The sequence below is a fragment of the Rhizobium sp. NLR10b genome, assembly GCF_019685435.1.
Taxonomy (GTDB): domain Bacteria; phylum Pseudomonadota; class Alphaproteobacteria; order Rhizobiales; family Rhizobiaceae; genus Rhizobium.
Genome location: NZ_JABDWV010000025.1, coordinates 19,550 through 32,788, shown reverse-complemented (window position 1 = coordinate 32,788; position 13,239 = coordinate 19,550). Strand labels below are relative to the sequence as shown.

Below are 13,239 nucleotides of genomic sequence, written 5' to 3'. Positions count from 1 at the left end.
TCTACATTCCCGCGAGAGTCGTGGGACAAGGGATTGTTTGAAGATGAAACCTTTGGAATTAGACGTTTTTCTCTGCCGCACCGACAATTTCGGCGTGCTCGTACACGATCCGGAGACGGGATATACCGCGGCGATCGACGCGCCGGAGGAGGCGCCGATCCTGGAAGCGGCGACACGGCGCGGCTGGAAGATCACCCACATCTTCACCACCCATCACCACACCGATCACGTCGCCGCCAACCTGGCGCTGAAGGAGCAATTCGGCTGCGAGATCATCGGCCCGATCAACGAGGCTATCGCCATTCCCGGTCTCGACCGGACGATGGCCGATGGCGACAGCTTCCTTTTCGGCGATCACACGGTCAAGGTCATCGAGACCCCCGGTCACACTGCCGGTCACATCTGCTATCACTTCGTCGACGACAAGCTGCTCTTTGCCGCCGACACGCTGTTTGCCCTCGGCTGCGGCCGCCTTTTCGAACGCCCCGCCGCCGACATGTGGCATTCCCTGCAGAAGCTCGCCGTGCTGCCGGACGAGACCGCCGTCTATTTCGGCCACGAATATACATTGTCCAACGCCCGCTTCGCGCTGACGGTCGATTCCGACAATGAGCGCCTGAAGAGCCGCGCCGCCGAGATCGAAGCCTTGCGCGCCGAGGGCAAATTCACCGTCCCGACGACGCTCGGGCTGGAGAAGGAAACCAATCCGTTTCTGCGCGCCGCCGATCCGGCGATCCGCCGCAATCTGATCATGGAAGGCAAGACGAATGAGGAGGTCTTTGCCGAGATCCGCAAGCGCAAGGACAATTTCTGATGTCGCCTGAGGGGATCATTCGCGAGCTCGGCATGCAGCCGCATCCCGAAGGCGGCTGGTACGTGCAGACATTCCGCGACACGGCGGGTGGAGAGCGCGGCCATTCGACGGCGATCTATTATCTGCTGACAAAGGGACAGCGTTCGCACTGGCATCGCGTCCATGACGCGGTCGAGGTCTGGCATTATTACGCGGGTGCGCCGCTGGCGCTGCACCGCTCGAAAGACGGGTTCGCAAGCGAGACGCTGACGCTCGGAACAAACCTTCCTGCCGGCGAGCGGCCGCAGGCAATCATTCCCGCCAATTGGTGGCAATCGGCCGAATCGCTCGGCGATTTCACCCTGGTCGGCTGCACTGTTTCGCCCGGCTTCGAATTTTCGAGCTTCGAGATGGCGCCGGCGGATTGGAAACCTGGCGACTGAGGGCTACTCGGCTGCCGCAGGCTGCGCCGGAATCTTGCGGCGGAACATTTCCTGGGCAGCGAGCACCGCTCCACCGGTGACGAGCAGGCAGGCGAGAGCAATGCGCCAGCTCGGCTCGGCAAATCCGAACAGCGTCAGGATGAGCGTCGACAGCAGCGGCGCGGCATAACTTGCCGCACCGAGAATCTGGATATCACCGTTCTTGACGCCATAATCCCAGGCGTAGAAGGCAGCCCCCACGGGCAGGAGCCCGAGCCCGATGACGGCAACCCATTCGAACATCGTCGCCGGCCAGACGGTCGCCTCCAGGCCGAGATGGCAGAAGAGCGACAGGACGGAAGTGACAAGGCAAAAGCCGGTAACGACATCGGTGGAAACGGCTTCAAAACGCCTGGTCAGCAGCGAATAGCCCGACCATGTGAAGGCGCAGAGGAAGGCCGCCCCATAACCGACCGCGTAGGCGCCGTCGAAATCGATGCCGTTGCGGCCGACGATCAGGAAGGTGCCGCAAAGCCCGGCGAGCGCGCCCGCCACGTGATACCAGCGCAACCGTTCGCCCGGCAGCAGCGCCGAGCCGACCACGATCAACAACGGCCAGAGATAGGCGATCAGTCCCGCCTCCACCGCCGGCGCGTTCCTGAGCGCCGTAAAATAGAGGAAATGATAGCCGAACAAGCCTGCAATACCTGTTATCCAGACCTTTGGCGGCTGCTTCAGCAACGCCAGCCGCGCCAGGTTGAGGACAAGCATGACGAGGCCGGGAATGCTGCCGATCGCAAAGCAGACGGCCGACAGCTGGAAGGGCGGCATCTTGCCGGAGCCGGCCGTCAACAGCGCCAGGAACGACCACATCAGAATGGCCGTAAAACCGATCAGCGTCGCGCGAAATTTCACCTGTCCTCCTTCACGGAGGCGAAAGCTCCGTCAGCCGACGCTGCCGTATTTGACGGCAGTGATCGTCACCATTCCATATTCGGTCGGAATGCGCACATAAACAGGAGCATATACATTTGCCGCGTCCGACTTGGCAAACCAGATTTCCATGCGGTCGCTCTTGCTGAGATAGTCGATGTCCTTGCGGCCCTTCTTGTAGCCTGAGCGCGGCACGAAACGCACGCCGCAGACGACCGCCTTGCCCTTGAAGCCATCGGTCTTGAAATCCTCGTCGCCTTTCGGCGAAAGCACCAGGTCCATGCGCGTCTCGCCGTCGAAGATCGGCAGCGTCTGCGCGCAGACCTTGGTGTCCCCGGTGAAAACAAGGCCGGAGATCGGATCGAGCACCGAACGCATGTCGCCCGGCGTGACGTCGATCCAGTTCTTCGGCCTTTTCGGCGGCGGCGTCGTCGTCGCCGATATGATGTCGCCGTTGCGGTAGCTGACCTCGTAGACGCGGGCCTTCTTGCCGCTCTTGTAATAGAGCGAATATTTCAGCGCCTGCAGCCGATCATTACGGACAACGCCGGTGACGCTGGTCTTAGCCGAGATGGTCTTGACGAGATCGGCAAGGCCGGCGGATTTGATATCGCCGGCGATCTTGTAAGAGTGATCGTCCTCGATCTGCGTCAGGAACGCCGCGCGCGCGATCGGCAGGCCGGCAAGCGTCACCCGATAGACCGTCTGATGCTGGACCTCGGCCGCCGATGCCGGTATGGCAAGCAGTGCGGCGATAGCCGAAATGAAAATGCGTCTGCCCGAATGAGCCATGAGTGAAGCCTTGTCTTGCCGCGCCGGCAGCCCTGTCGGGAGTTCTATACTCCTGCCTTGAAGGGAAGAAAACAGCAGCTTTTTGACGGAATTGCGGGAAAGGCCAAGGTTTGGCTTGACGCGCGCAGCCTCTCTGACTATAGAACCGCAACTTTCCAATCATGCCTGTTGGATTGCGAGCCCGGTTTTGCCGGGGATGGCAATTCGATGGCCCGAGAAAACAAGAATAGGTGTTCAATGTCCCGCGTGTGCGAATTGACCGGCAAGGCCGTCCTGACTGGTAACAATGTCAGCCATGCCAACAACAAGACCAAGCGCCGGTTCCTGCCGAACCTGTGCCAGGTAACGCTGATTTCCGACGCTCTCAACCAGCGTTATCGTCTTCGCGTTTCGGCTGCTGCCCTTCGCTCCGTCGAGCATCGTGGCGGCCTCGATGCCTTCCTGATCAAGGCAAGCGAAAACGAACTGTCGATGCGCGCGCGCCTGCTGCGCCGTCAGATCGTCAAGAAGACCGCCGAAGCGGCTGTTGCTGCCTAAGCTTCTGCCCTTCTTTCATACGGCTTCGAAAGGCTTGGACGGATAAACCCGGTCAGGCCTTTTGCTTTGCCTGAGCACTCCAACTGGTGGCATCACCCAGGATAAAAAAATGCTGAAGACGCGCTATACGATTGCCTATGTCGCCCTGATGACGCTTGTCGTCGTCGCTTCCAACTTCCTCGTTCAGTTTCCGCTGAACGCCGAAGTCGCCGGCATCAACCTGGCCGACATCCTGACCTGGGGCGCCTTCTCCTATCCGGTCGCCTTCCTGATCACCGACCTGACCAACCGCCAGTTCGGCCCGCAGGCAGCCCGCAAGGTCGTCTTTGCCGGCTTCGTCGTCGGCGTGACGCTCTCCTTCTTTACGTCAGTGCCGCGTATCGCCATCGCTTCCGGCTCGGCCTATCTCGCCGGCCAGCTGCTCGATATCGCCGTCTTCAACCGCCTTCGCCGCCAGGCCTGGTGGCGCGCGCCGCTCGTCGGCTCGCTGATCGGCTCGGCGCTTGATACGGTGATGTTCTTCTCGCTGTCCTTCGCCGCGTTTTTCGTCTTCCTCGGTCCGAACGAGCCGTTCGCGCTCGAGCTGGCCCCGATCCTCGGTGTATTTTCCACTGAGGCCCCGCGCTGGATTTCCTGGGCGCTCGGCGATTTCGCCGTCAAGATGATCGTGGGCCTCGTCATGCTGCTGCCCTATGGCGCGCTCATGAACGTGTTGCGGCCGATGCAGCCTGTGCGCGTCGGCTAAACGATGGTTTCAACGACGCTGCCGGACCGCGCCGGCGGCGATGGCGGGATGCAGCAGAACCTCTGCAACCAGATCATCGATCTCTCGTGACGAATCGAGCCGCAGGACCGGGGCCGTCTGCGTTTCCAACCATTGCTCATGCGCCGCGAGGCTGCGACGTTCCGGGCCAGCCGTGTCGTAACTTGCCGCCCATTCCATGAATTCCCCGCTCTTGATTTCCATATCGCCGCCGGGCCCGATCCTGTCTCCGTAGCGGGCAATCTCCCGCGCACGGATGCGCGCCATCCGCAGCTCCGGCTCAATCCTGAGGAACACGATCAGATCATAGAACGGCTCGATCTGCCTCGCCCATTTCAGCGCCGATCCGGAGAGGATCCAGCCGTCATGCCGTGCCGCCTCGGCAAGAAGCAGTCTTATGCGTTCTTCGGCGCCGCGCTGCGTCGTGAATGGCGGATCGGTCGGCAGCCAAAAGAAATCATCAGTATCGAGATGGGCGATATCAAGCCGTTCGGCAAGCGTATGGCCGAGCGATGTCGTGCCGGAACCGGAGGCACCCATGATATGAACATGCACCATGACTGTCCCTCCGAAAACTGCTCTCGATGCGACCATGGGATAGCCGATGCATGTGACGTCAATCTGACGCCGCGCTGAGCATGTGGCGATCGGAGAGCCGGAATTCCAGCATCAGATTGCGCTGCAGGATCGAGTGGTTGTCGTCCGACACCATAATGATATGGACCGTGCCGTCGGCGGCCTGGAACACGTCAAGTCCTTCCATATTGTCAATCTGCGAGTTGAAATTGCCTTCGATCAGCAATTCGCCATCGACGACGGCCCCCGGCCGGATATCGACGCCTTTGATGCGTCGAAGCCGCATGCCGATGCCTTCGGCCATATTGAACCGCCGCTCCAGGAGCAGCAGGTCGCCGTCCGGCAGGAAGGCGCCGTCGGTAACGTCGAAGCTGCCGTCGCGTTTGATCGAGAACACCCCTTTCAGCGGGCCGCTGAGAATGGCCGCCATCCGGTTGCCCTCGCTATCGAGACCGCGCTCGGAGACAATGACCATGCCGCCCTTCAACGGACTGGAGGCGGGCGCCACGGCAATGGTTTCGATACCGCGATTATCGCTCAGCATCGTGCGCGGGATGAGGATCGGCAGGGTCGCGATCGCGCGCGATTCCGCAAAGCCGGGATCGGGATAGGCGTCGACGCGATGATCTTGCTCGAAAGAGACCAAAATGCGGTCGCCGTCGAGCGCCAGGCCCTCGGCATCCATATAGCCCTTGCCCTCGAGGCTGCGGCCGGCGCGGTTCTTCATCGGGGTAATCTCGACCTGAGAAAGGCCCGAAAGCCTGCCCCCGGCATCGCGCTCGATGCTGCCGGTCAGCCACTGGCCGGTATCGAGCACGACGACGAAGTGTTTCTGGTCCGGCCGGAAACGGATTGAGGAAAGCGACCCGAACAGCGCGCGGCTGGAAACCATCTCCAGCCCGCCGAGAAATTCCAGCGATCCGAACTTCGTCTGCGACGATCCGATCCTGAAATCGGTAATTTGCCGGCTAATGACGGGGATTTCGTCGCCGGCCATCGCCGCGGGAGCGCCCCCTGCGAGGCACAGCGAGACCGATGCCGCGCGGCAGAGGCGCTTGACCATCATTCCACGTGTTTCCTTGCAGGAGCGTCAGCCGGCACGGCGCAACCGGCCGCCGCGCGGCTGGGCGGATTGATCTTCGAAGAGTGAGGCAAGCTGTTCGGTCATCGCCCCGGCAAGCTCGTCCGCATCGACGATCGTCACGGCTCGGCGATAGTAGCGTGTCACGTCATGACCGATGCCGATCGCCAGCATTTCGACAGGCGAGCGCGTCTCGATCTGCTCGATGACGGCGCGCAGATGCCGTTCGAGATAATTGCCCGGATTGACCGACAGCGTCGAATCGTCGACCGGCGCCCCGTCCGAGATCATCATCAGAATGCGGCGCTGCTCGCGGCGGGCGAGCAGGCGGTTATGCGCCCAGATCAGCGCCTCGCCGTCAATGTTTTCCTTGAGCAGCCCTTCGCGCATCATCAGCCCGAGATTGGCGCGTGCGCGCCGCCAGGGTGCGTCGGCCGACTTGTAGATGATGTGACGCAGGTCGTTGAGACGACCGGGCGTCTGCGGTTTGCCGCCGGCGAGCCAGGTTTCACGCGCCTGCCCGCCCTTCCAGGCCTTTGTCGTAAAGCCGAGAATCTCGACCTTGACGCCGCAGCGTTCCAGCGTCCGGGCGAGAATGTCGGCGCAGGTGGCAGCCACGGTGATCGGCCGACCGCGCATGGAACCGGAATTGTCGATGAGCAGCGTGACGACAGTGTCGCGGAACTGCGTGTCGCGCTCCATCTTGAAGGAGAGCGGCTGCATCGGATCGATGATGATGCGCTGCAACCGGGCCGTATCCAGATAACCCTCCTCCAGATCGAAATCCCAGGAGCGGTTCTGCTGCGCCATCAAGCGGCGCTGCAGCCGGTTGGCAAGACGCCCGACCGCGCCCTGCAGATGCGCCAGCTGCTTGTCGAGGAAGGCGCGCAGGCGCTCCAGCTCGGCGGCGTCGCAGAGTTCCTCGGCGGTGATGATCTCGTCGAACTCTTCGGTATAGACGTGATAATCGACCTTTTCGTTGAAATCGGCAAAAGGCGTGTTCGGACGGCGGGTCTCGCCCGGCGTTTCGGAATCGTCCTCGCCCTCTTCCATCATGTCGTCGTCGGAGATTTCGGCGCCTTCAGTCTCGCCGTCCTCCATCTGCTCGTCGGAGACTTCGCTGTCCTCGACGGGGGCGGCATCGGTGCCGGCATCCTCGTCGACTTCGTCCTGATCCTGCTCGTCGCCGCTCGGCTGTTCTTCCTGCTCCGACTGATCGTCATTGTCGGCTTCGCTGTCGTCGTCGCCATACTCCTCGGCCATCTCCATCGCCGACAGCATGTTGCGGACGACCTTGGCGAAGGCTTGCTGGTCGTTGATCGCGCCCGACAGGTTAGCGAGTTCAGCCCCCGCCTTGTCTTCGATGAAACCGCGCCAGAGATCGAGCACCTTGCCGGCGGTTTCAGGCGGACGTTGGCCGGTCAGCTTCTCGCGCACCATCATGGCGACGGCTTCGCCGATCGGCGCGTCTTCCTGGCGCTCGATACCGGTGAAATTCGCCTTGGCATATTTCTCTTCCGTCATGGAGCGCAGGTTCGCCGCCACGCCCTCCATGCGCAGCGTGCCGATCGATTCGACACGCGCCTGCTCGACCGCATCGAAGATCGCCCGGGCGTCCGAGCCCTGCGGCGCCATGGTCGTATGCATCTTCTCGTCATGGCAGGCGAGGCGCAACGCCATGGAATCGCCGAGCCCGCGGGTGACCGCCAGCTCATGCGCCGTCGGCCGCTTGGAAAGCTCCGGCAGCCGGATGCGCTCGCCGGTCATACCAGGCCGTTCGTTGGCGAAGGTCACCTCCACATCGCCGTCGCCGGCGATCGAGCGGACGCAACCGGATATCGCCCGGCGCAACGGCTCGACGTCGACGGGCGCACCGGGCTTTGCTTTCGAATTGTCACCGCGAGCTGCCATGGTCGGTCGGGCCTCAGGCTCCGAGGACGATGTTGGCGGCGCTTTCCTTCAGCTCCACGCCGAAGGCGCGCTGATAGTGCTCGGCGACCAGCGGGCGCTCCAGCTCGTCGCACTTGTTAAGGAAGGTGACGCGGAAGGCAAAGGCGAGGTCGCCAAAGATTTCGGCATTCTCGGCCCAGGTGATGACCGTGCGCGGGCTCATGACGGTCGAAAGATCGCCGTTCATGAAGGCGGCGCGCGTGAGATCGGCAACGCGAACCATCTTCGAGACGATATCGCGCCCTTCCCTGTCCTTGCCGAAGCTCTTCACCTTGGCGGCGACGATGTTCACTTCGTGATCATGCGGCAGGTAGTTCAACGTCGTCACGATCGACCAGCGGTCCATCTGCGCCTGGTTGATCTGCTGCGTGCCGTGATAGAGGCCTGTGGTGTCACCGAGGCCGATCGTATTGGCAGTGGCAAACAGGCGGAAAGCGGGGTGCGGCCGGATGACGCGACTCTGGTCGAGCAGCGTCAGGCGGCCGGACGATTCCAGCACGCGCTGGATGACGAACATCACGTCGGGACGGCCGGCATCATATTCGTCGAAGACGAGCGCGACATTGTGCTGATAGGCCCAGGGCAGGATGCCGTCCTTGAACTCCGTGACCTGCAGCCCGTCCTTGACGACGATCGCGTCCTTGCCGACCAGATCGATACGGCTGACATGGCTGTCGAGGTTGATGCGCACGCAAGGCCAGTTGATGCGCGCCGCCACCTGTTCGATATGCGAGGATTTGCCCGTGCCGTGGTAGCCGGAGATCATCACGCGACGGTTATGCGCGAAGCCTGCGAGAATGGCGAGCGTCGTCTCGCGGTCGAACAGGTAGTCGGGATCGAGATCCGGCACATAGGCGTCACCCTTGCTGTAGGCGGGAACGCGGATGTCGGAATCGATGCCGAAGGTCTCGCGGACCGAAACGGTGGTGTCGGGCAGTTCTGAAATATCGAGGTCGATCTTGCTCATCATGTCTCCAAGGCGGGTGAAGCCACCCGGCCAAACTGTCTCAGGCCATGTCGCAACCGTGACGCCGCGATTTTATTCCGCGCCCGTCCAGGTCGGAACGTCGGCGATACTTCTCCGGGACTGAAACGAAACCTCGGCGGGATGATGACCGCGTGCGAGCATTCTTGAAAGAGTCCCGGACAAGAAACGCCGCGTCCGGAAGGTCGGCCGAGGCGATGTCGGGAAAACACGCAGATAGGAGCCGCGTTTGCCTGCGGCCTCAGCCGATTTGGACCATACCCGATTGAAGCCCAAGAGCAAGGACGGGAATTAACAAAAACCGTTCTGCTTCAACAATTGATAGGCCTGGATGACAGCGCGGAAGCGCTCTTCCGAGCCGCGGTCACCGCCATTGGCATCCGGATGGTGCTTCTTGACCAGCTCCTTGTAGCGGCTCTTGATCTCTGCCGACGTCGCGTTGGCATGCAGACCCATCGTGTCGAAGGCTTTGCTTTCGAGCGATTTCAGCTTGCGTGCCTGGGGAAAGCGCGGGCCGTTGCCCTTGCCGCCTTCCTTGACGAAGCCGAAGGGATCGCGAACGCGTGTATAGGCGCCGGAGCGTACCTCGGAATGCAGCGGACTGTCCTTCGCCGCCTTGTTGACGCCGACGGTCCATGTCGGCCGATGGCCGGTGATCGCCTCTTTCTGGTAGCGCGCGATCTCGCCGTCCGAAAGGCCGGAGAAATAATTGTAGCCCTTGTTGTATTCCTTGACGTGCTCGAAGCAGAACAAAAAGAACTGGCCTTCCGCATTGCGCCCTACCGGAGCGCGATGCGAGCCTTTTTTGTCGCAGCCGTCCCACTGGCAGGTAGGCGGCGCCTGCTCTGCCTCCTGCTCGCGTTTGCGGCGTGTGCGGATGCGATCGAAATATTTGGAATCAAGTCTCATGGCGGCGCTAATTATGAGGCTGTCGCGAGGCGACAACAAGAATTGACAAATGGGAATGTTGCTGGCTTGGTGGGAACCCTTTTCGCGAAGCAGCAAGACCGGATGATGACCCTGCGATCCCGCATCGAAGAAAAACTTGTCGAAGCCTTCGCACCCGAACGCTTGAGCGTCATCGACGAAAGCCATCTGCATGCCGGCCACCAGCCTGACATCACAGGCACCGGCGAAACCCACATGCGGGTGAGGATCGTTTCGGCAAAATTTGCCGGCCTCTCCCGCCTGGCGCGCCACCGGGCGATCACCGACCTGTTGAAACCGGAGCTCGATGCCGGCCTGCACGCGCTGGCCGTCGAACCGGCGGCACCGGGTGAACCCACCCGCTGGTAGCGGCCCAGCAGCCTATATGGGTATAAGGCGCAGGCAATCCAACCGGATCACACCGGTTTCGTATCGGCTTCCTGCGCGGGGCGGATGCGCAGCTTGGTGATGCGGTTTTTCTCCCGCTTCATGACGACGAAACGTTTGCCGTAGAAGGTGAAGGCCTGACGCTCTTCCGGGATGGTCATCGATTCATGGATGACGAGGCCGGCGATGGTCGTCGCCTCCTCGTCGGGCAGGTTCCAGTCGAGCGCGCGGTTGAGATCGCGGATCGGCACACTGCCATCGACGACGACCGAGCCGTCCGCCTCCTGGCGCACGCCCTGCATCTCGATATCGTGCTCGTCGGAAATGTCGCCGACGATTTCCTCGAGAATATCCTCCAGCGTGACGATGCCCTGAACCTCGCCATATTCGTCGACGACGACGGCGAAATGCTGCTTGCGCCGCAGGAAGGCGTTGAGCTGGTCCTCGAGATTGGTGCTGTCCGGCACGAACCAGGGCTTCTGCGCGATCTTCACGATATCGAGATTCTGCGGCTCCATGTGCGGTTCGGCAAGCGCCCGCAAGAGATCCTTGGCGTGGACGACGCCGACGATGTTGTCGATCGTGCCGCGCCACAGCGGCATGCGCGTATAGGGGCTTTCGAGAATGGCGCGCACCACCGCTTCCGGCGGATCGTCGGCATTGATCGCCCGCATCTTGGTGCGATGGACCATGATGTCGGAGAGTTCCAGCTGGCTGAGGTCAAGCACGCCGCCGAGGCGGTCGCGGTCGGCCTTCACTACCGATCCCTCGCGGTGCAGGAGATCGACGGCGCCGCGCAGCTCCTCATGCGCCGTCAGCATCGAAACTTCCCGCGAAAGATTGATGCCGAACAGCGCCAGGATCCGCCGCACAAGCGCGTTGACGAAGGAGGACACCGGGCCGACGATGGCGACGAAGAGTCTCGTGGGAAATGCGACGGCAAGCGCGAAGCGTTCCGGCGCCGAGATCGCCCAGCTCTTCGGCAGCACTTCGGCGAAGATGACGAGGATGATGGTCATGGCGAGCGTCGCCAGCGCCACGCCCGAACTGCCGAACAGCCCGAGGAAGAGGCTGGTGGCGATCGAGGAGGAGAGGATGTTGGCAAGATTGTTGCCGATCAGCAGCGTACCGATCAGCCGGTCGCGCCGTTCGATCAGCTGACGGACGAGGCCGGCGCGTTCGTCGCCGTTGACCTCAAGCGTGTGGATACGGCTGCGCGAAACGGCGGTGAGCGCAGTCTCCGTGCCGGAACAGAAGGCGGACATCAGTACGAGCGCCATGATCGAAAGGATCTCCGGCCAATAGGCCACGACAAATGTCAGAACGCCTTCGATCGTCGTCAAGGATGTTTTTCCCTGAGAAAACTGAGCACTTCGGATGCCGGAACATCGTCGGCGACGAAGGACTGGCCGATACCGCGCGTCAGGATGAAGGTGAGCTTGCCGCTCTTGACCTTCTTGTCCTGTGCGATCGCCTCCATCAGCGATTCCGCCGGCGGCAGCTCGCCAGGAATTTCGGCCATGGTAGTCGGCAAGCCGACCTCCTTCAGATGCCGCTCGACGCGCCGTGCATCGTCGGGACTCGCAAGATTCATTCGTGCGGAAAACTCATGCGCCAGCACCATGCCGATCGACACGCCTTCACCGTGCACGAGGCGGCGGCTGTCATAGGCGGTCGCCGCTTCCAGCGCATGGCCGAACGTATGGCCGAGATTGAGCAGCGCCCGCTGGCCGGTCTCCCGCTCGTCGGCAACGACGACATCGGCTTTCGCCTGGCAGCTGGCAGCGATTGCCTCAATGCGGGCGGAGCCGCCTGTAAACACCGACTTCCAGTTCGCTTCCAGCCAGGCGAAAAAATCCGGTTTGTCGATCAGCCCATACTTTGCGATCTCGGCGTAACCTGCGCGGAATTCTCGCTCGCTCAGTGTATTCAGCACCTCCGTATCGGCCAGAACCAGGTCCGGCTGATGGAAGACGCCGATCAGATTCTTGCCATGGCGAGGGGAATTGATGCCGGTCTTGCCGCCGACGGAGGAATCGACCTGCGCCAGCAGCGAAGTCGGCACCTGCACGAAGCGCACGCCGCGGCGGACGATGCCGGCCGCAAAGCCAGAGAGATCACCGATCACACCGCCGCCGAGCGCGATCACGCAGTCGTTGCGCTCGACGCGGGCTTCGAGCACCTTGTCGCAGACATCGATGAGGTGTTCGAAGCTCTTCGTCTTTTCGCCGGCCGGCACCACGACCTCGGCCGAGACAATACCTGCCGCATTCAGGCTCGCGGCGAGGGTCTCGAGATAGAGCGGTGCGACATTCCCGTCGGTGATGATCGCCGCCTTGCGGGCCTTGAGACGCGAGGCGATCTCGGCGCCGGCCCGCCCAATCAGCCCCGGCCCGATCAGGATGTCATATGCGCGCTCGCCGAGCGGCACATGCACCGTCTGGTCTGATGAGGTGGAGCTTATCGCATTCATGATGCTGCACTTTCTTTCTGTTCGACCACGGCCTTCAGCACCTCGTCTGCCATGATTTCCTTGCGCACATCACGCGAGAGTACGGTGAGATCTGCCTGCGCATAGATCGGATAACGCGCGTTCATCAGGTTTTCGAGGGTCTGCTTCGGATTTTCGGTCTTGAGCAGTGGCCGCGTGTCACGCTTGTTGACCCGCTCCCAAAGCACGTCGAGGTCCGCCTTCAGCCAGATCGAAAGGCCGCACTTCTTGATATGCCTGCGCGTGCGGTCGTTGATGAAGGCGCCGCCGCCGGTGGAGACGACACGTGGTCCACCCTTGAGGAGCCGTTTCATCACCCGCGTTTCCAACGCCCGGAACTCTTCTTCGCCATAGGCTGCGAAAAGTTCGGCGATCGTCATGCGCGACACCCGCTCGATTTCATGATCGCTGTCGATGAAGGGAATGCCGAGTTGGCTGGCGACGATGCGCCCGACGGAGGATTTGCCGGCGCCCATCAGCCCGACGAGGACCAGATTGCGTGAACCGAGCGCAGCGCGAGCTCTGTCTTTCAGGCTGTCAGCAACGGTCAGCAGCGGTTCACTCATCGGTCCATTCACACTTTGTTTGCAAACCGTATCGAC

The 13,239-nt window shown here is 61.9% G+C and carries 15 protein-coding genes; 5 read left to right on the top strand and 10 right to left on the bottom strand.

Features of this window, described 5'->3' with window-relative positions; translation table 11 throughout:
- Positions 1 to 43: 43 nt before the first annotated feature.
- Together gloB and HJB91_RS28615 are read left to right on the top strand one after the other, a co-directional pair.
- Complete coding sequence (gene gloB / locus HJB91_RS28620) at positions 44 to 814, top strand: hydroxyacylglutathione hydrolase (protein ID WP_221123585.1); 771 nt, start codon at positions 44 to 46, stop codon at positions 812 to 814.
- Positions 814 to 1,236 carry a cupin domain-containing protein gene (locus HJB91_RS28615; protein ID WP_221123584.1) on the top strand — a complete coding sequence of 141 codons (423 nt, stop codon included), beginning with the start codon at positions 814 to 816 and terminating at the stop codon, positions 1,234 to 1,236. The genes gloB and HJB91_RS28615 overlap by 1 nt, the downstream gene beginning before the upstream one ends.
- 3 nt (positions 1,237 to 1,239) lie before the next feature.
- Here the strand turns inward: HJB91_RS28615 and HJB91_RS28610 are convergent, their stop codons facing one another.
- Both HJB91_RS28610 and HJB91_RS28605 read right to left on the bottom strand, forming a co-directional pair.
- Positions 1,240 to 2,130: a DMT family transporter gene (locus HJB91_RS28610; RefSeq protein ID WP_221156641.1), complete on the bottom strand. Its 891-nt coding sequence runs from the start codon at positions 2,128 to 2,130 to the stop codon at positions 1,240 to 1,242.
- Between the two features lie 30 nt (positions 2,131 to 2,160).
- Positions 2,161 to 2,940: a DUF3108 domain-containing protein gene (locus HJB91_RS28605; RefSeq protein ID WP_210632893.1), complete on the bottom strand. Its 780-nt coding sequence runs from the start codon at positions 2,938 to 2,940 to the stop codon at positions 2,161 to 2,163.
- Between the two features lie 237 nt (positions 2,941 to 3,177).
- Here HJB91_RS28605 and rpmB point away from each other — a divergent pair, with 237 nt between their 5' ends.
- Complete coding sequence (rpmB, locus tag HJB91_RS28600; protein ID WP_003567078.1) at positions 3,178 to 3,477, top strand: 50S ribosomal protein L28; 300 nt, start codon at positions 3,178 to 3,180, stop codon at positions 3,475 to 3,477.
- 109 nt (positions 3,478 to 3,586) lie between these two features.
- A complete protein-coding gene (locus HJB91_RS28595) occupies positions 3,587 to 4,222 on the top strand; it encodes a VUT family protein (RefSeq protein ID WP_221147761.1) in 636 nt (211 codons plus the stop codon).
- A gap of 9 nt (positions 4,223 to 4,231) precedes the next feature.
- On the opposite strand, the gene HJB91_RS28590 is transcribed toward HJB91_RS28595, so the two are convergent.
- The 5 genes from HJB91_RS28590 to HJB91_RS28570 form a co-directional block, all read right to left on the bottom strand.
- Positions 4,232 to 4,798 carry an AAA family ATPase gene (locus tag HJB91_RS28590; RefSeq protein WP_221156638.1) on the bottom strand — a complete coding sequence of 189 codons (567 nt, stop codon included), beginning with the start codon at positions 4,796 to 4,798 and terminating at the stop codon, positions 4,232 to 4,234.
- Between the two features lie 58 nt (positions 4,799 to 4,856).
- The gene (locus HJB91_RS28585; protein WP_221156636.1) at positions 4,857 to 5,882 is read right to left on the bottom strand and encodes an esterase-like activity of phytase family protein; all 1,026 of its coding nucleotides are present in this window, start codon (positions 5,880 to 5,882) and stop codon (positions 4,857 to 4,859) included.
- Positions 5,883 to 5,906: 24 nt separating this feature from the next.
- Positions 5,907 to 7,808 carry a cobaltochelatase subunit CobT gene (cobT, locus tag HJB91_RS28580; RefSeq protein ID WP_221103897.1) on the bottom strand — a complete coding sequence of 634 codons (1,902 nt, stop codon included), beginning with the start codon at positions 7,806 to 7,808 and terminating at the stop codon, positions 5,907 to 5,909.
- Between the two features lie 13 nt (positions 7,809 to 7,821).
- A complete protein-coding gene (gene cobS, locus HJB91_RS28575; RefSeq protein WP_210632898.1) occupies positions 7,822 to 8,814 on the bottom strand; it encodes a cobaltochelatase subunit CobS in 993 nt (330 codons plus the stop codon).
- A 309-nt stretch (positions 8,815 to 9,123) separates the two neighbouring features.
- Entirely contained in the window at positions 9,124 to 9,741 is a 618-nt protein-coding gene (locus HJB91_RS28570; RefSeq protein ID WP_210632899.1) for a J domain-containing protein, read from the bottom strand.
- 102 nt (positions 9,742 to 9,843) lie between these two features.
- Between HJB91_RS28570 and HJB91_RS28565 the strand changes: the two genes are divergently transcribed.
- Positions 9,844 to 10,128, top strand: a complete 285-nt coding sequence (locus HJB91_RS28565) for a BolA family transcriptional regulator (RefSeq protein WP_210632900.1) — start codon at positions 9,844 to 9,846, stop codon at positions 10,126 to 10,128.
- 47 nt (positions 10,129 to 10,175) lie between these two features.
- On the opposite strand, the gene HJB91_RS28560 is transcribed toward HJB91_RS28565, so the two are convergent.
- The 3 genes from HJB91_RS28560 to HJB91_RS28550 are packed head-to-tail and all read right to left on the bottom strand — an operon-like array spanning position 10,176 to position 13,203.
- Complete coding sequence (locus HJB91_RS28560) at positions 10,176 to 11,489, bottom strand: HlyC/CorC family transporter (RefSeq protein ID WP_259669976.1); 1,314 nt, start codon at positions 11,487 to 11,489, stop codon at positions 10,176 to 10,178.
- Positions 11,486 to 12,619: a 3-dehydroquinate synthase gene (gene aroB, locus HJB91_RS28555; RefSeq protein ID WP_221156634.1), complete on the bottom strand. Its 1,134-nt coding sequence runs from the start codon at positions 12,617 to 12,619 to the stop codon at positions 11,486 to 11,488. Before aroB ends, HJB91_RS28560 begins: the two co-directional genes overlap by 4 nt.
- On the bottom strand, positions 12,616 to 13,203 hold the full coding sequence (locus HJB91_RS28550; RefSeq protein ID WP_221156632.1) for a shikimate kinase: 588 nt from the start codon (positions 13,201 to 13,203) through the stop codon (positions 12,616 to 12,618). Before HJB91_RS28550 ends, aroB begins: the two co-directional genes overlap by 4 nt.
- Positions 13,204 to 13,239: the final 36 nt, after the last annotated feature.

Bases quoted from the DNA above. Each gene is read 5' to 3' on its own strand.
- HJB91_RS28595 (WP_221147761.1), top strand. From the start codon at position 3,587: ATGCTGAAGACGCGCTATACGATTGCCTATGTCGCCCTGATGACGCTT.
- HJB91_RS28615 (WP_221123584.1), top strand. From the start codon at position 814: ATGTCGCCTGAGGGGATCATTCGCGAGCTCGGCATGCAGCCGCATCCC.
- HJB91_RS28550 (WP_221156632.1), bottom strand. From the start codon at position 13,203: ATGAGTGAACCGCTGCTGACCGTTGCTGACAGCCTGAAAGACAGAGCT.
- gloB (WP_221123585.1), top strand. From the start codon at position 44: ATGAAACCTTTGGAATTAGACGTTTTTCTCTGCCGCACCGACAATTTC.
- cobS (WP_210632898.1), bottom strand. From the start codon at position 8,814: ATGAGCAAGATCGACCTCGATATTTCAGAACTGCCCGACACCACCGTT.
- rpmB (WP_003567078.1), top strand. From the start codon at position 3,178: ATGTCCCGCGTGTGCGAATTGACCGGCAAGGCCGTCCTGACTGGTAAC.
- HJB91_RS28565 (WP_210632900.1), top strand. From the start codon at position 9,844: ATGATGACCCTGCGATCCCGCATCGAAGAAAAACTTGTCGAAGCCTTC.
- HJB91_RS28605 (WP_210632893.1), bottom strand. From the start codon at position 2,940: ATGGCTCATTCGGGCAGACGCATTTTCATTTCGGCTATCGCCGCACTG.
- HJB91_RS28590 (WP_221156638.1), bottom strand. From the start codon at position 4,798: ATGGTGCATGTTCATATCATGGGTGCCTCCGGTTCCGGCACGACATCG.
- cobT (WP_221103897.1), bottom strand. From the start codon at position 7,808: ATGGCAGCTCGCGGTGACAATTCGAAAGCAAAGCCCGGTGCGCCCGTC.
- HJB91_RS28585 (WP_221156636.1), bottom strand. From the start codon at position 5,882: ATGATGGTCAAGCGCCTCTGCCGCGCGGCATCGGTCTCGCTGTGCCTC.
- aroB (WP_221156634.1), bottom strand. From the start codon at position 12,619: ATGAATGCGATAAGCTCCACCTCATCAGACCAGACGGTGCATGTGCCG.
- HJB91_RS28570 (WP_210632899.1), bottom strand. From the start codon at position 9,741: ATGAGACTTGATTCCAAATATTTCGATCGCATCCGCACACGCCGCAAA.